Raw genomic sequence first — 21,318 nt, forward strand, 5'->3', positions numbered from 1 at the left:
AATATCTTTTAATCATAACTATTGGAGCTGTCGTAAAAATGAAGTCTACCATAGCCAAGAAAATGACCATATGATTTTTCTCCCACCGGAAAAGCAGTCACTCCAAATAAATAAATACCTCCATACTTAGGAGTCCGTACTGGACGCAAACCTATGGTAAAAGTTTTGCCTGGGGGTACTGGAGGGTCAAAGGTTACTGACACAGTATTAGTTTCCCGATCGACTACGACTTCTTCAACTGCCAGTTGCGGACCTTTCTTGTGATGAGTTCCTTCAAAGGCAATAATTTTCTTTTGGTTATATCGGATATTGCCAGGTCCTTCAGTTTTGGTAATTGTTAATCGTTCTAGTGGCACTCCAGCATCAGGCAATAAACTCAGAGTAAAGTAATAAGTTGCGCTCCAAACATAGGTTTCACTGCGGGTAGTGACTGCCTTAACTAGGCGAGGTGGTTGAGCGAAATAAACTGTACCATCTTTTGTCTGAATTGCTAAAGTAGGAGTTACCAAGAAGTAACAAACAACAAAGAAGAAGGAAAAAATTTTCAATTTAGAAACTAATATCATGTCCGGTTGAATAGCGATAAATATATAGATACAGCGGATTTCACCTTAGTGAGGTACATCTATCGCGGGCAAGGTGTCCGCACTATAAATGTTTGATTGTTAATATCTGTACTTCAGATACCTGGAATATGCTGTATCTCCAGAAAATAAACTTGCCCTTTATTTAGCATAAGCTAGAGTTGTATAAGTTCCTCACAAAATTATTTTCCGTACCGTTTCCCTAGAAATATCTCCACTGTTTCCTGTTTCTTGTTCCCTATTCCCTGTTCCCTCTTTTCTGGAGATGCCTATTGCCTGTTATATATTATCTGTTTTACCAACAGCTTTAGTCGGAAGTACTGATAACTGTTAACTGATAACTGAAATGACACCATTTTCTGTACAAACGGCAGTTAGAGGTCTATCCCAAGGGTCTATTGGTAATTGTTGTAAGTAAGCAAATTCAAACACAATTCCTATAGTAGGTTTTGATGCCCATTCTTCAGAACTTAACATCCGGTCATAAAAACCACTACCATAGCCTAAACGATAACCATTTATATCGCAAGCAACAGCAGGAATTAAAATTAAATCTACTTCTGATGAATGTAATAATGGTGCGTTTGATTCTGGTTCTAAAATACCATAATAGCCTTTTTGTAAAGAATTTCCTGGTTGCCAAATATGCCAAAATAAACTTTTTTTTACACACCGTGGAAATCCCCAATTTTTAATAGAAACTGTTGGATTTTCTCTATTATTTATAAATAATAAACTAAGGTCTACTTCTTGACGAAAACTAAAGTAAGCTAAAACAGTTTGAGATTTTTGAAATAGGGATAAATTTTGTAAGTGGTGGCAAAGGCGATCGCTCTTTTCCCTCCATTCTTTCTCTGACATAGACTGACGTTTTTTCAACAGTGAGCTTCTTAATTCTTTTTTGAGCATTAATCTAGTAAAATTACATTTAAAATATTCAGGTGGGTCATTTCAGTTATCAGTTATCAGTACCTCTGGAATAAGGAAGTTTGACATCTAGAATATTCTCTTTTCTCTTGGGAACGGGCAAGATGTCCATTCCACAAAACTATTAAAATCCCAAGCGCATTTATGTAACGCCTTGATTTCGGTTTCTTTCCTACTCCCAGTTTTTTCCACTCCTGCTCTCCCCTACTCCCTAACTCCCCTACTCCCCCACTCCCTTACCCCGAATTTCATTCCTCTTCATCATTAGATAAAGAATGAAGGTCAAGTGATAATTGTTGGGGAAGTCGATCTAGTTGGAAATACTGATGAAATTTATCTGTGACTTGTAACCAATAAGAACGAGATTCCTTTTGACGACGTTTACGAACAAACCCCAAGGCAACAAGCTCTGGGACGTGCTGATAAACTCCCGAACCACGAATATCTACTAATTCTGATTGACTAATACCTCCCTTGAGAGCGATCGCTGCTAAAGTCCTCAAAGCACCTACTCCCAACTCTGGTTGAATCAAAGATTCTATCAACTCAGCAAAAGTTGCTTTGAGTTGAAGACTATAGCCTTTTTCTGTTTCTACAATTTCTAAAGCAGTATGTCGGTGGGCGTATTCAGACATTAATTCGATTAAAGCATCTTTTACTTGGCCACGATCGCATTTGGCAATTTCAGCAATTTCAGAAATAGAGAGGGGTTGTCCCTTGAGGTATAAAATTGCCTCAATTTTGCTAGGAAGACTAAACATTTAGTATCATTACTCTGAGCGTGATTACCATGGGAAAACTTCGCAAACTAAATAAAGTGCGAAGTACTCTAGCCCGATTTTTTTATCATAAGGTCACTGTTACGTCAAACTTAAAGTCCAAATTTCATATCATCCTTCTGCTCTGTGCCTTTTGTTATATCAAATCCTATACCATTGGTATGATTCAATATTGTAGGGGTAAACGGCTGTTTACCCCTACTGACTCAGAAGCCAACTGATTTGATATCATCATATCAAAAATCAAAGTAAGTCCTTTATTTTAACAAACTTTTGTGTTATAATAAAATATTGTGTGTAAAATTACTGCAAATTCATGCCAAAACTAAAAACTCGCAAGGCAGCAGCTAGACGCTTTAAAGTCACAGGCAGTGGAAAAATCATGCGTCGTAAAGCTTTTAAGAGTCATCTGTTGCAACATAAAAGCTCCACTCGTAAGAGTCGTCTGTCTAAAATGGCTCTTGTCCATGAGACTAATGACGAAAATGTACGTTTAATGCTTCCATATTTGTAAAACTTTAGGGGAAAAATTATGACCAGGGTCAAAAGAGGTAATGTTGCTCGTAAACGCCGTAACAAAGTTCTTAAACTAGCTAAAGGATTTAGAGGTAGACAGTCTAAACTATTTAAAGTTGCTAATCAGCGAGTTATGCAGGCGTTACGCAATGCTTATCGCGATCGCCGTAAACGTAAACGGGACTTCCGTCGTTTATGGATTACTCGGATAAATGCTGCAGCTCGTCAACAGGGCATGAGTTATAGTCAACTGATAGGTAATATGAAAAAAGCTAATATTGGCATTAACCGTAAGATGTTAGCCCAATTAGCAGTTTTAGAGCCTGAAACTTTTGCTAAAGTAGTTGAACTAGCAAGTCAAGCTAAAGGATAATATCAACTAGAAAATTTAGGGAGTTGGAAACCGGGAATTTTTATTTTTTCTTTTGCGGGTTTAATACCCCACCGTCAACGGGAGGGCTTAAAATTGTTTGGGGTTATAAGACACGAAGTGGCTTGTTGAAGACTATCCCCATGCAATTTTACTTTCTGCCTTTCGGTGCGGAATGCTGCGCAAACAGCAGAAGAGCCTTCTTCAAGACAGTTATTTCCTACTTCCTACTCCACTCCTAAGATTTTGAATCTAGCCTTATTACCGATCAAAATTAATATTAATTATGGATAGCACTCTACCAGTTTTATACCTATTAATACTACTAATATTATTGTCTGTAGCAGGTATATTTGTCATTCGCCAGATTACTAAGACAAGGAAAACTGAAATTCAGCTTTCTAATTTGAAAAGTAAACTGACAAAAGAACAGGGAACAATAGATGAATATTATCAGCTTGGCAGTATATTGTTAGAAAAAAAATTGTATTCTCAAGCAACTGAATTGTTACAAAAAGCTCTGAAATTAAAAGACTCAGAAAATTCAGAAAGTTTTGCTAAAATTTATAATGCTCTTGGTTTTTCCTACTTTGCTAAAGAGCAATACGATATTGCTATTAGGCAATATAAAGAAGCATTAAAAATAGACCCTAATTATGTAACTGTTTACAATAATTTAGGCCATGCTTATGAGAAGAAAAAATTAACTGCTCAAGCTTTAGAAGCTTATGAGTCAGCATTAAAATGTGACCCAAAAAATGATACTGCAAAAAGACGTGCAGAATCTATGAGAAAACGTTTAATACCATCTTCTTGAAGAAGGCAGAGGCTCAACAATTAATAATTAATAATTAATAATTAATAATTAATTATTCGGTAAAATTACATGGGGATAGTCTTTGACACGCTACTCCGTGTCTTACAGCGCTTTTCAAGTTTATGAACCACATCTTCACACATCAAACCTTGTAGGAAGGTTCCATGGAACGTCCCTACTGTGGTCTACCCAAATGAAAACCGCTGTATAACCCCAAGCAATTTTAAGCACCGTATAGACGGTGGGGTATTAAACCCGCAGAGGTTTTCAGTACTTAAAAATATCACTTTTAACTTTTAACTTTTAACTTCTAACTTCTAACTTTTGACTTCTAACTTTTGACTTTTGAATTTTGAATTTATTGAAACGGTATAAGCTTCATCGGAATTTTCATCACAAACTCTGTACCTTTACCAGGATTAGAGTTACATTTTAGGCTACCGCCATGTTTCTCAACTACAATTTCATAGCAAATAGACAATCCTAGTCCAGTACCTTTACCAACATCCTTAGTAGTAAAGAAAGGGTCGAAAAGACGTTCTTTAACTTCTGGTGGAATACCAGTTCCATTATCCCGAATACAAATTTGTACAAATTTACCAACAATTTTAGTAGAAATTTCAATTAAGCTTGGCTCTAATTTAATTTGTTCGGTAGTCCGCTTTGGATCTTTTTCTTCAATAGCATCAATGGCATTACTAATAATATTAATAAATACCTGATTAAGCTCTCCTGGATAACATTCCACTGGTGGAAGATTACCATAATTTTTAACTATTTCAATGGCAGGAAAATTATGTCGCCTATTAATACGATTGTCTAAAATAGTAAGAGTACTATTAATTCCCTCATGGAGGTTAGTTTTTTTATGTCCAGATTCATCAAGGCGTGAAAAATTTCTCAAAGATTTGACGATATTTTCAATACGATTAGCTCCTACCTTCATTGAGTTAAGAAGTTTCGGTAAATCTTCCTGCAAGAATTCTAACTCCATCGCTTCTATTTCTTCCTGAATTTCAGGATGTGGGTTAGGATAATGGGTTTGATATAGCTCAATCAAATTGAATAAATCTTGAGTATATTTCTTAGCATGAGAAAGATTGCCATAAATAAAACTGACAGGATTATTAATTTCGTGAGCTACTCCTGCTACAAGTTGACCCAAACTAGACATCTTTTCATTTTGAATCATCTGAGCTTGAGTCCGCTTCAGTTTCTTGAGAGTAGTTTCTAATTCTCTTGTCTTGCTGCGACTTTGATTATAAAATTCTGCTTGAGTCAAGGCAATATCTAACTGTTCCACTACAGCTTGTAGTAAACTAATTTCTGTATCACTCCAGTGACGTGCCTGAGTGTGATTATTACATATTAATGCTCCAATTTGACCTGATGTTTTTTGAAAGGGAACAGACAGAAAAGATTGAATTTTTAATGATTTGAGCAATTGTTGAAAAGTTCGATCTGGTTCTAAGTCAGTATCAACTACTTTGATAACTTCTAAATGTAAAGCCTTCCGATAGATCGAACCTAATATCGAAGTTGGGTATTTCTTTGGTATATCGGACAAACCTGGAAGTTGAGATACATTACTAATATACCAATAAGGTTCTTCTGCATCAGTGCAATACCAGGAAAAAAGACATCGATCTGTTTGCATCAACTCCCGAATTCTATTGAGAGTAGTATTTAGAATAGTTTCAATATCCAAGGACTGGCGTATCTGACTGATAATTTGGTTAAAAAGTTGTTCTCGTTGAACCTTTTCTCGTAACAGTTGTTCGGTAAGCTTGAGTTCAGTAATATCTCTTGTCATACCTACAATACCAATAATATTGCCTTCAGCATCTTGAAAAGGTGTTTTTGTCGCGAGCAAGGTTCTGAGTTGGCCTTGTATAGGCACAACTTCCTCATAATCTTTTGAAGTGCCACTATTAATAGTTTGGCGATCGGTATTTCTGATTTCTCGTACAACTTCTAGAGGCAATATAACTGTATCATCCTTGCCAAGAAGATCGTCAACTGATTGATCAAAACTCTCAGCAAAAGCAGAGTTAACTAGCAGAAATTGTCCTTGTAAATTTTTGGCAAAAATTAAATCTGTCGTACTATTAATTACTCCATTTAATAGGTTGTAACTCTCTTTTATTTTTGCTTCTGCTTGCTTGCGATCGCTAATATCCCTACAAATATAAATAAGTCCCACATCTGTCATCGTCAAAGCAATTTCCTGCTCAAACCTTGTACCATCTTTCCGTTTAGCAACATACTCTCCACGCCAAAAACCTTGTCGATCAATTACAGGAAAAGCCTCTTTCTTGATACGTTCTAATTCTTCCTGTTCATATAAAATATGCCAACTTTTCCCTAGTAACTCTTCTGCGTTATCGTACCCAAGAATCTGTAGATGAGCATGATTTATGTATGAGTAATGTTCTCCATCAGCTAAAATTGCAATCCCATCAATTGCTGCTTCAATTGCCATCATTTGTTGTTTGAGTTGTTCTTCTACTCGCTTGCGTTCAGTGATATCTGCATAAGTACCAAGAATACCGAATATTCTACCATTTTCATCAACTAAAGGAACTTTGCAAGTATCTAGCCAAACTTGCTTGCCATTAGGAAGTTGTCTTTGCTCAACTAAGTGCATTTGTGGTTTGCCAGATAACATAATTTCTCGATCGCTCTGTTGTTCTAATTTTGCCTCCTCCTCACTCAAGGCTAAATTATAGTCTGTATTACCAACAATTTCTGAGCAAGGTTGGTGATTTATTTCTCTAAGAAATGTACTATTACAACCTTTGTAAATACTATTGCAGTCTTTCCAGAAAATAGCTTGGGGCAAAGTATCTACAATAGTTCTGAGTAACTGTCGCTGTTCGACTAATTCAGATTGAATTTTTTGGCGTTCTGTGACATCATGCGCCATAGTGAAAATGCTAATTAGCTGACGATCATCATCATAAAACGCAAAATTGTGCCACTCACAAATAATAATTTTTCCTGTTTTAGTCATATTTTCATTGATACTGAATGTTCCTCCTGTTCCTGCAAGTAACTTTTGAATTACTAGATCTACATCATCTTGCGCTGAGGGAGAAACAAGATTAAATTCTGAGTTCGACTTGCCAAAGACTTCTGCTTTGCTATAACCAAAGATTTTTTCTGCCGTATGATTCCAGTCAACAACGCGAAAGTCAGCATCCCATTCTATTGCAGCTAGAGGAGACTTTTCAAAAAAATATCTTAATTTTTCTTTGCTCTGACGCAAGGCAACTTCAGTTTTCTTTAGTTCAGTAGTGTCAAGAATAATGCCATCCCAATAGACATTTCCATCTTTTTGTTTGCATGGCATTGCAGTTGCTTGTAGCCACTTTAGTTTGCCAGAAGGGGTGGTAATTCTATATTCTGTTTGCCATACTGCTTCAAGTGTGAATGCCTGAGTTTTAGACTGCTGGACGATAGGGAGATCGTCGGGGTGAACTAATTCCCACAACATACTATTATTTTGAAGGGCAACTTCAGGATCGAGTTCGTAGATATCATAACAACCGTCACTCAGGAAGGTAAATTTTCCTGTGGGGTCTGTAGGACATTGACAATATTGATAAAAAAGTCCAGGGGTGCTAGCAGCAATACGTTGCCAACGAGCTGTAACTTCTTGTAGTTGTGCTTCTGTGTGCTTTTTCTCAGTGATATCTTCGATGGATACTACTATACCTGTCACATTTCCTTCTTGGTCATGGAGTGGTACTTTGTTGGTATTGAGCCAAGCTTGACTACCATCTTGACGATGTAGAGTTTCTATAATATTAAACTCTGGAGTATTAGTCTCCATAATTCTCAAATCGCACTCCCGATACCAATCAGATTCTTCTGTTGTCGAAGGCAGATCGTAGTCATTTTTACCAATAATTTCTGTAGGTGATGAAAAACCACAAATTTGAGCAGCGTGATGGTTGCACCCTAAAAAAACGCTGTTTCGGTCTTTCCAAAAAATCATTTGAGGTAAGCGATCAATAATTGATAACAATAGCTGTTGTGAGTGTTGAAGCTGTTTCAACTCAGTGATATCTTGAGAAAATGTTACTAAATAACTAATTTTTTCTTGACTATTACGCAGAGGAATTTGATGGATGGCTAAATAGCGTTCTTCTGTATTGTCATTTAGTTTTATTTGAGTAGTTTTTTCTACTGGATGTTTATCGTTTGTTATTCTGCTGAGTTCTGAAATTTTAGTTTGATTTTCATGGCTTTGTTGCTGAAAAGCATGATTGCTATAAAATATTTCCTGGTTCGTCAAATCTTGACAAATCAAGCTTTCAGGTAAAATATCTAATATTTGTTCCAACTGATATAGACGTTCTTGAAGAATAGCATTTTCATTTTGTAAATCAACTAACTGTTTTTGGCAGGTGCGCAAACTGTTGACATCAGATTTCATAACTATTTATTCGCTAATATTAGGAAATTATATGATTTTGATTAGTTAAACATTCACTAATATCATAACTAATATCATTGTTTTTGACATCTGTATTTATATATAGTTAAAGCGTACAAATTTTGATGAGTTTCACAAACAAAAGAGTCAATAACTGCTTGATCAAACTGATACAATAAGTCACATAGAATTACTTCTTGATATTTACTTCCTGATTCTACTGAGGCCGTCGGCGGTTACTCATCCACAGGCATTCATATCAAAGCAGAGGGCAGCTATGCTGTTTGCGTAGCATGACCTAGGAAAGGGTTTCTTCCAATTGTGACTTAATTCTATACACGCTCCGATGCTACCGGACATGATATAAGTTCTCAGATGATAAAGCAAGTTTATGGTTGGCTAACATTAATCAAATCAATTCTTATCCATAAATTATTAATTACTTCTCCCTATTGCCCATTGCCTATTCCCTATGCATGGAGGAGATGTCTAATGACTATTAAATCTTAATCATAACTGATTATCTGATAGGGTAGCTCCCCCGGAGGGGACACATGATATAATTAACTTCTATTATAGCGCTACGCATTAAGGTTAGGACATAAATAGAAGCTGAAACCCTTTTGTATTCGCCTGTTGCCTTTCGCGTAGCGCTATACTTTTGACTTTTTGATTTTTTAAAGGTAAATTATGAGTTCTTGGCAAGATAGTTTCAAGAAATTTACAGGTAAAACTCGATTTGTTGTCTCTCGTTTATTTATTCACTTAGCGGGTTCAGAGGTAACGCCTCTATTGGGTGTTTTGAATCGAGCTGTGAGGGAGATAGTTGCATCAGAAGGTAACTTGGAAGTAGCAGGGGAAGAACTGGTTGAAGTCTGTCAAAGTCTCCTACAATATGATACCTATTGGCAGTCTGCTGCTAATGAGGGAGATGTAATTTGGAATGAAGGAGAAGCAGGAGATTTCTTTGACGAACTGTTTACAGACTCGGCTTCTCGTTACCTAAGCTCTGGGGACAATGAAGATTATGAAGTAGATGACCAACCTCTAACTTTATCACCTACTGGTAATTTAGTAGTAATGCTCACAGTTGCTTTTGAGGGAGAAGTGCCAGATATTGAAGCCGATCTTGCTAGCATGGGTGCAATGACTTTAGCATTAAAAGCTTTAATTAATCTGCATTATCAAGAAAAACTGCGAGGTATTCAAATACATTTTTCTCCAGCACGTTTAGGGGATGAATTAGACAATGAACAACTATTACTCAATTTTTCAGAATTGATTCCCCTGTAGGTTATTTCAGTTATCCGTTATCAGTACCTCTGCAATAAGGAGGCTACGAAAATACGGAATTCTCTTTTTTTTATCCCCTTAAAAGGGGAGGATTTAGACCACAATTTCTCGGTAAAACTTAGGATAGTTCGGTTTATCAAGATAATTGGGTCGCGCAACCCCACCTTTTAAGGCGATCGGGTTTTTGGAGGGTTGCTCAAAATCACCTACTTCCCAGGAGGGGAAGGGTTAGGGGTGGGTTAACTTCTGACTTCTGACTTCTGACTTCTGACTTATGGCTTCTAAGTTCGTTATTCCCCTCTCAAAAATAAAATCAAGGTAGAATAATAAGTAAAACTGACTCAAAATTAGATTATTTAGGAGCGATCATAAAATATGTTGCGTAAATTGACAGTATTGTTTATGTGTTTAACATTGTGTTGGACAACAGTTGCCTGTGGCAGTTCAAACACAACTTCATATCAAAACTCAAATCCCAATATTTCCTCCAACCCTAGTAGGCAAAACCAAAATCAAGTCACTCAGGGAGAATATCCCGTACAACAGGCAACCTATAATGATGCCAACGGCGAATATACTCTAATGTTGCTGAATACTCCAGCAGGTAAACCACCGATGTATAGTACGACAGATTTGCAAATGGCAAGTTTGACTGAGGAAGAAATTCAGGAAGGTAAAACTAACTATGCTGAAATTAATGGCAACCAAGCTAGTTTACACATCAAACCAGACTTTAAAATTGAATATGTACACAACGTAACTGAAGTTCAAACCGATCCCCAAACAGGTAGACAAGAAACAATAATTGTGCGTCGGGAGTCTAACTTCTGGACACCTTTTGCTGGAGCAATAGCAGGTCAGGTAGTTGGTGGAGCAATTAGTAATATGTTGTTCAGACCTCAATATTATGTACCGCCAGTTTATCAACCTGGTGGAGTAATGACTGGTTATGGTGGGTATGGCAATAGCTACGACCAAGCTGTTAACCGATATCAAGAACGTTATCAAGCTCCACCAGCAGCAGTGAAAAATCGTCAAACATTGCGTGCTACAGGTGTAACTAATTCAACTAGAAGTAACAACACTCGCAAACAGCAGCAAAATCTCAATCGTTCTACAGGAAGCGGTGCTAGTGCAAGTGACTTGCGTCGCTCCGAGCAAGCAAAACCTCGCCAACAACGTCGTAGTTTTGGTAGTGGTGGGTTATCTCCCTCTCGTCGCGGTGGTGGTTTTGGTTCTAGACGACGCCGTTAATGAAGTCAGAAGTCAGAAGTCAGAAGTTAGAAAGGGGGTGAGGCGTTAATGAAGTCAGAAGTCAGAAATCAGAAGTCAGAAGTTATAGTCATTCTGAATAAGACTGGAACACTTTTTTAGCTGAAACTCTTTCAAGGCAGGAAACCCTTGTCTCAATCTTAAAGGGTTTGCGGAGCAGTCCGGAACGGAAAGCAATCTCAAGTCCTAGTTTTTCGTACCTCATGCGTAATGCGTAAGTCCTGATTTATCTACAATTATAGCCACAACAATTAATTAATTGGAGAAGGGGTGAACAACTGTTTGCCCCTAAATTTTATGCTCATAAAAAAATGTAAAATAACTCTATAGTCAACTTCTTCACCTAATATCAAATGTTAATTAATTGGCAAGACTTAATAACAGAAATTAATTTTAAACATAAACAATGCCAAGACGACCCGATGAATGCTATGGCATTTGCTTATTCTTTAGGGCAATTATTGCTAGAAACTCAAGCTTTATTTTCTCCCACTGAATGGCAATCTTGGCTCAAAAAGAATTGCAATTTCTCAGAAAGTTGCGCTGAATCTTATCTGCAAATAGCTAAAAGTTGGCCTAGTTTCCGGACACAATTAGATGCTTATAGAAAAGTAGATTTATCTGCCATGGAGAATATACCCCAGATGTCACTTATTTCCTCAGAGTCAAATTATAATGTTGAAGAAGATGTGAATACAGAAGCTAATCAAATTATTCCTTTATTGAACAATACTGAAAATTTTTCGACTTCTATTCCCGAGTCTGAAAAATCTGAAAATGCCACAATTATTAACTTTTATCTTCCTGGGAAAGTAGTTCCAAAAGCACGCCCACGAGTTACTACTAAGGGTACTTATTTACCACCTCGATATCGTGCTTGGAGAAATCAGGCAGAAGTAGAAATTTACCGTCAAGTTTCTGAGCTTAATTTAGAAGTAAATTTACCAATTCAAAGAGCAGCTATTTCTATCAGTTTTTGTGGTAAACATCGTACTAATTCTGATTTAGATAATTTAGCAGGGGCTTGTCTTGATGCTTTAACTTTAAAGGGTGCTGGAGTACTACAGGACGACCGCTTGAGTTGTATTCCTAAGCTGACTATTGAATATATTCCTAATGTTAAGGAAACAGGAGTTCAGATTAAAATTGAAATACTTCCTGTGGAATAAGTCTTTGAATAATAGGTTTTAAGTTAAGATATGATATATCAATAATCAACATTTAATTTTGATAAGATTTGATATATTTATCGAAAAAAAATTATATCCATTAGAAGAAATGTACAGTTATATTATGTGCGAAAATTAGTTATAATTTGTAAGCATTCAGCCATCAGCTATTAGCTAGCCTCCTATGGTCGGAACTGCGCAATTCAGCTATTAATTTTGAGGAAGGTAAAAATAATTGAGAAATTGAGACAGAATAAAAGTTACTGTTAAAGTCCCCTTCCTAAACCTCAGAAGTAATGAATCATTAGGGTTTGCTGATAGCTGACTGCTAATAGCTGTTTGCGCAGCAGTCCGCAGGAAATGCTTACTATAATTTAGACTTAGTAGTCAAGAGTTGGTACTTAAATATAGTAATACCATTTCTCAAAAAGAATGCTATATCTGATTGGGTAGGTAAATGTGGTTCCTGTATGAGGTGTGGGGAGAGGAAAAGTAGGAAAAATAATTACTAACAGACTAATAATTGTCAAAAACAGACTTTGAATCTTGGTAAATATTTGACTGTTGAAGTATAGCTGAAGTATAGCATTACTTTTGGTAATTGGTATAATTGTATAAATTTACGGAATAATTAAGGTTTAAAGCCTCTACTTTAAAGGAGAAACAAGCGGTCGTTTTGCTGGCGCACAACTCTGACAACGCCCTGCGCGACATGTTTGCGTTTGCGCAGCATCCCGTAGGGAAGCATTCCGTAGGAAAAAGCGTAGCTTCCCCGTTGGGTGGGATAGCGAGGTCTCGGAGCTGGCCGACCATCGACTAAGAGAAGAAAAAATTTTCATGATTAGTCAATCCTATCCGTTTTAAAGGAGAGGTAATTGTTAATTATTAATTATTAATTATTGAAAGTAGCTTCTAGAATAAATTACCGTTTATTTATAGAGAATGTTGAAGTTATAATGAGTTTATGGATATAAATAAATTCACTCAAAGAATATAAAATGAGAAATTGGAAACATTTTAGATTAATTATCGGTACTGGATTTTTCCTTATTGTTTGTCCATTTCTAGTAACAGATAAAATACATATACATTCAAAGGCAATTGCACAAAAGACTACAAAATATAGCGATAAAACTACGTTTCGCTGGCACGATCGCCTAACCCAAGAAAATTTAGAAATAGAAGCACAACAACTTGAGGATCGAGCTACACAACAATTTCAAAATGGCGAATTAGAAGCAGCTTTAGAAACTTGGCAACAGGTATTAGAAATTTGTCATCAACAGGGCGATCGCGATAGCGGAACGGAGTTCTATCGCTTTAATATTAGTAGTACTCTCTATAGCATGGCAACTATTTACAAGCAACAGCAGAAGTATCAGCAAGCTTTAGAGTATTATCAGCAAGCACTGGAAATTCGTCAACAGTTAGGAGACCAAGAGCTAATTGCTGCTACTCTACACAATATTGGTACAGTTTATCATCATCTTAGTCAATATCCTCAAGCATTAGAATCATTAAACCAAGCATTAGTAATTCGTGAACAACTTGGCGATCGTACTGCTATTAGTCGAACTTTAAATGAAATTGCTATTATTTACGATACTCAAGGTAGATATTCCCAGTCTTTGGAGTTTTATCAAGAGGCTTTAAAAATTGCTAAACAGGAAAAAGATAGTGCAAATATTAGTGCAATTTTAAGTAATATGGGGTTGGTTTATTCTCAGTTAGGTCAATATGAACAAGCTATCAATTTTTATCAGGAAGTTTTAAAGACTAACCCCTCAACAAAAGCTACAATTTTAAATAATATTGGCGCTATTTATCGTCGCTTAAAAGAGTTTCCAAAAGCCTTAGAATTTTATCAACAAGCTTTGGCAATTCATCGGAAAAATCAAGACCGTGTTGGTATTGCTACAACTCTTGATAATATAGGTGTAATTTATCGAGAACAGGGCAAAAATTCTCAGGCATTAGAATCTCATCAGGAAGCATTAATTATTCGAGAAGAATTAGGCGACAAGGAAGGTCAAGCAGCTACACTTCATCATATTGGTATAGTACATCGTGAGTCAGATAGACATCCAGATGCTTTACAATTTCTGACTCATACTTTAATTATTGATAGACAACTTGGTAATCAGGATGGAGAAAGAATTACCCTGGCAAATATCGGTAAATTATTAGAAAGAAAAAATCACCCTCAATTAGCAATAATCTTTTATAAACAATCAGTTAATATTACTGAAACTATTCGCAAAGATTTAAAAGTATTACCAGTAGAACAGCAGAAGTATTATATAGAAAGTGTTGCAGAAATATATCGTACTTTAGCTGACTTATTGCTCCAAGAAAAACGCGCCATAGAAGCACATCAAATTCTAGATTTATTGAAAGCACAAGAGATATTTGAATATATAGGAAGCTTAAAAACTGATGAGGATGAATATACTGAAATTCCACTGCTAGAACTGGAAAAAAAATTCTGGAAAAGGTATACTCAACTAATGAATGAAGTCGGCACTAACCAGGTTGAGGAACGGAATGTTTCGTCAGAAAAATTGCTGAGTATTCATAATTTTATTGATAGTGAAGAAGTGGCAAAAATTGTCTCAGAATTAGATGAAAATGCTCATGGTCAAAAACTTACTTCGGATCTGTTGCTTTCCTTAAAGTATGAACTTCAAGAACATAAACAGCAAGATACAGTAATCTTATATCCATTACTTCTAGAAGACCGCTTAGAATTAATATTAGTCAGTGCTAATTCCGATCCAATTCATCGCACCGTTTCAGTAACCAAGGAAGAATTTAGCCAAGCTATCCTTGAATTAAGAGTCAGATTAATTAATAGAAATAAAGCCCAATCATTATCTAGAGGAAATAATAATCAATCCGATCGAAAAGTTATGGAAGCTGGAGCAAAACTTTACGATTTGTTGATAAAACCTATAGAACCTCACCTCAAAATCATTAATGCTAAAACTATTGTTTATGCACCCGATGGTCAACTACGTTATCTTCCTTTAGCAGCACTATATGATGGAGAAAAATGGTTATTAGAGAAGTTTAAAATCAATAATATTACCACTGCTAGTTTAATGGATTTAACTCCAAAAACAGAGATTAATCCTCTAATTTTAGCAGGTGCTTTAACAGAGGGAATTTATAATTTCCAAGTAGGCAAAAAAAACTTTGATTTTGAAGGATTACCTTTTGCTGGAGTAGAGGTAGAAAAATTAGCAACGATGTTTCCTCAAACCAATAAATTATTAGGTAATGCTTTTACTAAAAAAGCTATGGAATCACAAATGGATAACTATAACATTGTACATTTTGCCACTCATTCTGCTTTTGTAAATGGTCATCCAGAAGAATCTTTTATACTATTTGGAGATGGCAGTCGAGCTAGCCTACGAGATGTGAAAGATTGGAATTTAAGTAATGTAGAATTAGTAGTTTTGAGCGCTTGTCAAACTGGCGTGGGAAAACAGTTAGGAAATGGGGTAGAAATTCTCGGTTTTGGTTATCAAATACAAGAAGCTGGTGCATTAGCAACTTTGGCAACTTTATGGCAAGTTGATGACCAGGGTACTCATGAATTTATGAATTATTTTTATGCAGCTTTGAAGAATGGTGCAACTAAAAGTGAAGCAGTGCAAAAAGCACAAATTAGTATGATTAATAGTGAGTTTAGTCATCCTTATTATTGGGCACCATTTATTTTGATTGGTAATGGATTTTGAATAGGCAAGGGAATTACATCAAAGTCAGAAAAATGGCTATAACCCTTGTTCAACAATTAATAATTAATAATGGCTTTTGATGTAAATATATTAAGAAAACAACAGGATAATTTTGAGAAAAAACAAAAATTTCAAGGAGATAAAGCTGATGAAGGAGTAGAGAGAACAAATACACCAAAAAAGAAGCCAAGAAAAAAAGAAATGCTGCCAGAAATCAAAGAATAAAATCAATAAAAAGCTAAAAAGAGAATATTTGTAGACCATGTAATAAGATTAATTAAAATATTTGGAGTTGCTAGAGAAAGGTTAAGATAAAAAGATAATAATTATGAAAAAGTAATCTTAACAATATGTGGTATAGTCCGATTAAGAATTGGTTCATTTATATTAGTATAAATCATAAAAAGTAGAGATAAAAATAAGAAATAAAAGTGCAATAGATATTTAGAATAGTAACACAAAGTATTTCTGATACCCATAAAACCGTACAAGTTAACTATTTTAATGAGTAGCGATCGCTCCACTAAAGATAGTTAGGATAGGCGTTTGAGTATTTTTGGAGATGTTTATTGGACAATAGTTATTACTCTGGCGATCGGCGTACGCTTTGTTTGGCAATTATTATTAGACTTGTCGCTAAATAGAGGGAAAAAATCGCTCCAACCTAGATAGAGCAATAATTCCAAGGCTTTTTAGCTGCCAATAGCTACAATCGTTATAGAACAAAGTTTTTGGGGATTTTTGAAGTTATAAAGCGACAAGTCTACTATTTAACTATTGGACAATAGTGATTACTCTGGCGATCGGCGTAAGCTTTGTTTGGCAATGATTACTATTTAACTATTGGACAATAGTTATTACTCTGGCGATCAGCGCACGCTTTGTTTGGCAATAATTACTATTTAACTATTGGACAATAGTTATTACTCTGGTGATCGGCGTACGCTTTGTTTGGCAATGATTACTATTTAACTATTGGACAATAGTTATTACTCTGGTGATCGGCGTACGCTTTGTTTGGCAATGATTACTATTTAACTATTGGACAATAGTGATTACTCTGGCGATCGGCGTACGCTTTGTTTGGCAATGATTACTATTTATCTATTGGACAATAGTTACAGCAGTTTCCGCACGTTATTGTTGTACATATGCGGAGCAAGTGCGGCAGCTATATACTTTCATGCAACAAAGCCATTAATAATTAATAGACTTGCCGCTTTATAACTTCAAAAATCCCCAAAAACCTTGTTCTATAAGGATTGTAGCTCTTGGTGGCTAAAAAGCCTTGGAATTATTGCTCTGTCTAGGTTGGAGCGATTTTTTCCTTCTATTTAGCGACAACTCTAATAATTACCTCTCCTTGAAAACGGATAGGATTGACTAATCATGAAAATTTTTTCTCTCTTGGTCGATTGGATATGGCAAGGAGACCTCGCCATCCCACCCTACGGGAAGCTACGCTTTTTCCTGACGGAATGCTCCGCAAACATGTCGCGTAGCGTTAACGGAGTTGTGCGCCAGCAAAACGACCGCTTGTTTCTCCTTTAAAGGAGAGGCTTTAAACCTTAATTAAACCATTTTGGAAAAAGAATGTTACGAATAATAATTGCAATATAAAGACTTTAGAGAAGATGTCCTTTTGACAAAGCGGTGCGACCCCGCGACGACGACAGCTCGCTTGCGGAACGCGCACCAAGAGAGGGAATGCTGACCAAGAGAGGGAACGCGCACCAAGAGAAAAAGAGAATTTCCGACCTAAAAACTGGTATTGAAGTCATTTCCATACGAATCCTGACTCCTGAGTGCCCCTTCTGGGAGGGGGAGGGGCGAGGGGTGGGTTGACTCCTAAGAAATAGCCTAACTATTTGTAGCAAACAGTTATCAAATTGGTATTATTCAGTATTGACATCCTCCCGACGCTGCTCTACGAGACAGCGCGGGATTCCTAACCATCGCGCTCTTAGGCCTTTCTGCTGCCTCTTGCAGAGGAGCTGCGCTAACAATGCACCAGCCTCCAAGGTCGAGCCTCTTTTCGGTCTTACAGTCGCTCCACAGACTGACACTGCTAGCCCAGCAGCCATATTTTAAGTATAACACACTATTGAAAAAACCGCAAAATTGATTGGTTTTCCCATGCGACGCTCCCCTAATAGCTGCCGCACTTGCTCCGCCTTTTCCTGACGGAATGCTCCGCTTTCCATGTCGGCGACAGCCGTTAACGTGCGTTATGCGCCAGCAAAACGGGAGAGCGCGGGTCTTCAACCAACGTTGAGATAAAGGAATTATAACTTTTTGACATAAAAACCTCTTGCTATCTATCTTTGAGCCTATTTTTTGCTGCTGTTTTGTGTAAGTCCCGCTAACTATTTGTAGCAAAAATTTATCACATTGGTATAACTTTATCAATATTGCCCAAGTTACATTAACTGTGGCTGAATTTAGCATCTAACTAAGGAGACTGTTGCATGACAGATACATTACGATTTGGTATTGTGGGAACGGGATTAATTGCCAAGGTGATTGCCCAAGGATTAGTCGATGCCAAAAATTGTGCTTTAGTGGGAGTGGCTAGTCGTTCCATTTCTCGGGCACAGGAGTTTGGCCAGCAATTCGGAGATGTTAAAGGGTTTGACAGTTGGCAAGATTTAATTGCTTGGTCTGGGGTGGATGCAATTTATATTGGGACTCCTACTGCCTTAAAAGAAGAAATTGCTGTGGTAGCTGCGCAACAGAAAAAGCACGTTTTAGTGGATAAACCCTTTGCAACGTTAGAGTCTTTGCAAAAGATTACCGTAGCCTGTAGAGAAAATCAAGTCTTGTTTATGGATGCAACCCATTTTGTCCATCATCCCAGAATTGCAACCATTAAGCAAACTATGGAGGAAAACATTGGTAAGGTTCAAGCGATACGAAGTGCCTTCTATTTTCCCGTTAGCGATCGCAGTAATATTCGTTTCAATCCCGAATTGGAACCAACAGGAGCTTTAGGGGACTTAGGTTGGTATAATATGCGGGCAACAGTTGAATTTTTAGCTCCTAACATTAATTTAAGCCAAACTTCAGTCAAAGTTAAACGAGACACCGAAACTGGGGCGATCGTTCGTTGTTGTGGTATGCTCGCTTTTGATGATGACAGTACCTCGACTTGGGATGCAGGATATACTTCAGGTGCGATAACAATGGATTTGGCTTTAATTGGTACAAAAGGCATTATTACCCTAGATGATTTTGTGTTAGATTGGGTGAATAGTTTTGCCTTTGAAAATCCTAATCTCAAGGCGGGTTTTTATCTCAAAAATGGTATGGATACCCGTGGGGATGTCAAATTTATTGAGGTAAAAAGTGAGCAAAGTTCTCAGGTGAAAATGATTGAAAATTTTGCTGACGTGGTGTTCAATGGTGTGACTAATTCTACAATAAATTATTGTCAAGTGAGTGAAAAAACTCAAACTTTATTAGATGCAATTTATGGTTGTATTTAGTTATTAACAGGACTTACGCAAGATGTGAAACTATACACCAATTGTAGAGGGTGAATGCCATTCGCCCCTAGAAGATATGGTGGTTATGCGTAAGTTCTTTTCCTGTTAATGCTAGGATGAAATTAGACAATTTACTAAGAGGATATCTGAAAAGTTTTTTGATACTGAATTTTGCCCCCCGAGCAAGCCAACTTTGGGGGGGAACAAGAGTCAATTTGCTTCTAAAAGTCCCCCAAAATTGGGGGATGCGCGGGGGCTTTGATTTAGCAAATGGGACTTCTCAGACAACCTCTAAAAGACAAAACCTCTAAAAGACAAACCGATGAAATATAACAAACTTGGTGATAGTAACCTAAATGTATCAGAAATTTGTTTAGGGACTATGACTTATGGGCAACAAAATACCATTGAAGAAGCTCATCAACAACTTAATTATGCTGTTGCTGAAGGTATTAATTTTATTGATGCAGCAGAAATGTATCCAGTGCCAACTAAGGCTGAAACTCAAGGAAAAACAGAAGAATATATTGGTGAATGGTTAGTTAAACAACAGCGAGATAAATTAATTATTGCTACCAAAATTGCTGGACCTAATCCTAAAATTACTTGGATTCGTGGGAGAAATAATCAAGTTAACCGCCCCAATATTCAGCAAGCAATAGAAGACAGTTTGCGTCGTCTTCAAACTGACTATATTGACCTCTATCAAATACATTGGCCTGACCGTTATGTACCTCTATTTGGGGCACCAGATTATGACCCAAATAACGAACGAGATACAACACCTATTGCCGAACAATTAGAAGTATTTTCTGAGTTAGTTAAGGCTGGAAAAATTCGTTATTTAGGAGTAAGTAATGAGACAAGTTGGGGAGTCTGTGAATTTTGTCATTTAGCAGAAAAATTAGGTTTACCAAAAATAGTTTCGATTCAAAATGCTTTTAGTTTAGTTAACCGTGTTTTTAATATAAACTTAGCCGAAGCTTGTCGATTTAATAATGTGGGATTAATGGCTTATAGTCCTCTAGCTTTTGGTATTTTAACTGGTAAATATTTACATGGAATTCCAGAAAATTCTCGTCTATCTTTATTTCCTGGATTTGAGCAACGTTATCGTAAAACAAATTTGACTGAAGCAATAAAAAGTTATGTAGAAATTGCTCATAAAAATAATATGACTCCCGCACAGTTAGCATTAGCTTATGTCAGTTCCCGATGGTTTGTAGCTAGTACAATTATTGGGGCAACAACTATGGAACAATTGAAGGAAAATATTAGTAGTGTGGAGATAAATTTGACTGAGGAAATTATTGCTGAAATTGATGAGGTTCATGCTAAATATCCTAATCCTACACCTTAGAATAAAAGAGTAAAGAGTAAAGTGAAAATTATTCAGTTTAAGTTTTAGCTAGTAGATATAGGGAGAGTTAACGAAGTCAGAAGTCAGAAGTCAGAAGTCAGAAGTTATTTTTGTAACAGAGATTTTGAGCAACTCTCCAAAAATATTGCGCCTTAAAAGGCGAGATTTTAGACCCATGTTGTTTTGATAAATTTTGAGAAAATAATTCCTTATGAAATAGCTAATGGTAGTGTATCGTTTCATCTAAAAATGTGCATTAGCTTTTAACTTAAAAATTCTTACTTTTGACTTTTGACTTTTGACTTTTGAATTTAATCTAATGCACTATTTTAGGTGAAACAGTCCAGTAGTCCAGTAGGGTGTGTTAGCGCTAGCGTAACGCACCAAAAACTATATATAGTGTCTTGGCGTAAGTCCTGTACTAATATCTTCATCAGTTGACTTTTGTTATCTTCTATCAACTTCTCAAATAGACTAACTAACTTTAATTTATTATGGAAAATATTACCATTCCAGTTGACTCTGAAATAGCCAAAGCGTACCGAGAAGCAGAACCGGA

At 36.5% G+C, this 21,318-nt stretch carries 14 protein-coding genes; 10 read left to right on the forward strand and 4 right to left on the reverse strand.

Features of this window, described 5'->3' with window-relative positions; all coding sequences use genetic code 11:
• Positions 1 to 8: 8 nt before the first annotated feature.
• The 3 genes from F6K15_RS00405 to scpB form a co-directional block, all read right to left on the reverse strand.
• Entirely contained in the window at positions 9 to 566 is a 558-nt protein-coding gene (locus tag F6K15_RS00405) for a DUF2808 domain-containing protein (RefSeq protein WP_293055668.1), read from the reverse strand.
• Between the two features lie 348 nt (positions 567 to 914).
• Entirely contained in the window at positions 915 to 1,493 is a 579-nt protein-coding gene (locus F6K15_RS00410; RefSeq protein WP_293055671.1) for a 5-formyltetrahydrofolate cyclo-ligase, read from the reverse strand.
• Positions 1,494 to 1,759: 266 nt separating this feature from the next.
• On the reverse strand, positions 1,760 to 2,272 hold the full coding sequence (scpB, locus tag F6K15_RS00415) for an SMC-Scp complex subunit ScpB (protein ID WP_293055673.1): 513 nt from the start codon (positions 2,270 to 2,272) through the stop codon (positions 1,760 to 1,762).
• Between the two features lie 334 nt (positions 2,273 to 2,606).
• On the opposite strand from scpB, the gene rpmI reads away from it, so the two are divergent.
• The 3 genes from rpmI (at position 2,607) to F6K15_RS00430 (ending at position 3,993) form a co-directional block, all read left to right on the forward strand.
• Positions 2,607 to 2,804: a 50S ribosomal protein L35 gene (rpmI, locus tag F6K15_RS00420; protein WP_293055676.1), complete on the forward strand. Its 198-nt coding sequence runs from the start codon at positions 2,607 to 2,609 to the stop codon at positions 2,802 to 2,804.
• 18 nt (positions 2,805 to 2,822) lie between these two features.
• Entirely contained in the window at positions 2,823 to 3,179 is a 357-nt protein-coding gene (rplT, locus tag F6K15_RS00425; RefSeq protein WP_293055679.1) for a 50S ribosomal protein L20, read from the forward strand.
• A 283-nt stretch (positions 3,180 to 3,462) separates the two neighbouring features.
• Positions 3,463 to 3,993, forward strand: coding sequence for a tetratricopeptide repeat protein (locus F6K15_RS00430; protein ID WP_293055681.1), 531 nt, complete (start codon positions 3,463 to 3,465; stop codon positions 3,991 to 3,993).
• Positions 3,994 to 4,351: 358 nt separating this feature from the next.
• Here the strand turns inward: F6K15_RS00430 and F6K15_RS00435 are convergent, their stop codons facing one another.
• Entirely contained in the window at positions 4,352 to 8,434 is a 4,083-nt protein-coding gene (locus F6K15_RS00435; protein WP_293055684.1) for a PAS domain S-box protein, read from the reverse strand.
• Positions 8,435 to 9,124: 690 nt separating this feature from the next.
• On the opposite strand from F6K15_RS00435, the gene F6K15_RS00440 reads away from it, so the two are divergent.
• The 7 genes from F6K15_RS00440 to F6K15_RS00470 all read left to right on the forward strand — a co-directional run bounded on the left by F6K15_RS00440 (position 9,125) and on the right by F6K15_RS00470 (position 20,759).
• Positions 9,125 to 9,727, forward strand: coding sequence for a DUF1517 domain-containing protein (locus F6K15_RS00440; protein WP_293055686.1), 603 nt, complete (start codon positions 9,125 to 9,127; stop codon positions 9,725 to 9,727).
• A gap of 375 nt (positions 9,728 to 10,102) precedes the next feature.
• Positions 10,103 to 10,981, forward strand: coding sequence for a hypothetical protein (locus tag F6K15_RS00445; RefSeq protein ID WP_293055689.1), 879 nt, complete (start codon positions 10,103 to 10,105; stop codon positions 10,979 to 10,981).
• Between the two features lie 371 nt (positions 10,982 to 11,352).
• Positions 11,353 to 12,168: a RusA family crossover junction endodeoxyribonuclease gene (locus F6K15_RS00450; protein ID WP_293055692.1), complete on the forward strand. Its 816-nt coding sequence runs from the start codon at positions 11,353 to 11,355 to the stop codon at positions 12,166 to 12,168.
• Between the two features lie 998 nt (positions 12,169 to 13,166).
• Positions 13,167 to 15,914: a tetratricopeptide repeat protein gene (locus F6K15_RS00455; protein WP_293055694.1), complete on the forward strand. Its 2,748-nt coding sequence runs from the start codon at positions 13,167 to 13,169 to the stop codon at positions 15,912 to 15,914.
• A gap of 69 nt (positions 15,915 to 15,983) precedes the next feature.
• Positions 15,984 to 16,139: a hypothetical protein gene (locus F6K15_RS00460; protein WP_293055696.1), complete on the forward strand. Its 156-nt coding sequence runs from the start codon at positions 15,984 to 15,986 to the stop codon at positions 16,137 to 16,139.
• Positions 16,140 to 18,382: 2,243 nt separating this feature from the next.
• Positions 18,383 to 19,399 (forward strand): Gfo/Idh/MocA family protein, encoded by a 1,017-nt coding sequence (locus tag F6K15_RS00465; protein WP_293055699.1) that lies wholly within the window; start codon positions 18,383 to 18,385, stop codon positions 19,397 to 19,399.
• A gap of 322 nt (positions 19,400 to 19,721) precedes the next feature.
• Positions 19,722 to 20,759 (forward strand): NADP(H)-dependent aldo-keto reductase, encoded by a 1,038-nt coding sequence (locus F6K15_RS00470; RefSeq protein WP_293055701.1) that lies wholly within the window; start codon positions 19,722 to 19,724, stop codon positions 20,757 to 20,759.
• Positions 20,760 to 21,318: the final 559 nt, after the last annotated feature.

Origin of the sequence: Okeania sp. SIO2B3 (assembly GCF_010672525.1) — a bacterium.
In the GTDB taxonomy this organism is placed as follows: domain Bacteria; phylum Cyanobacteriota; class Cyanobacteriia; order Cyanobacteriales; family Microcoleaceae; genus Okeania.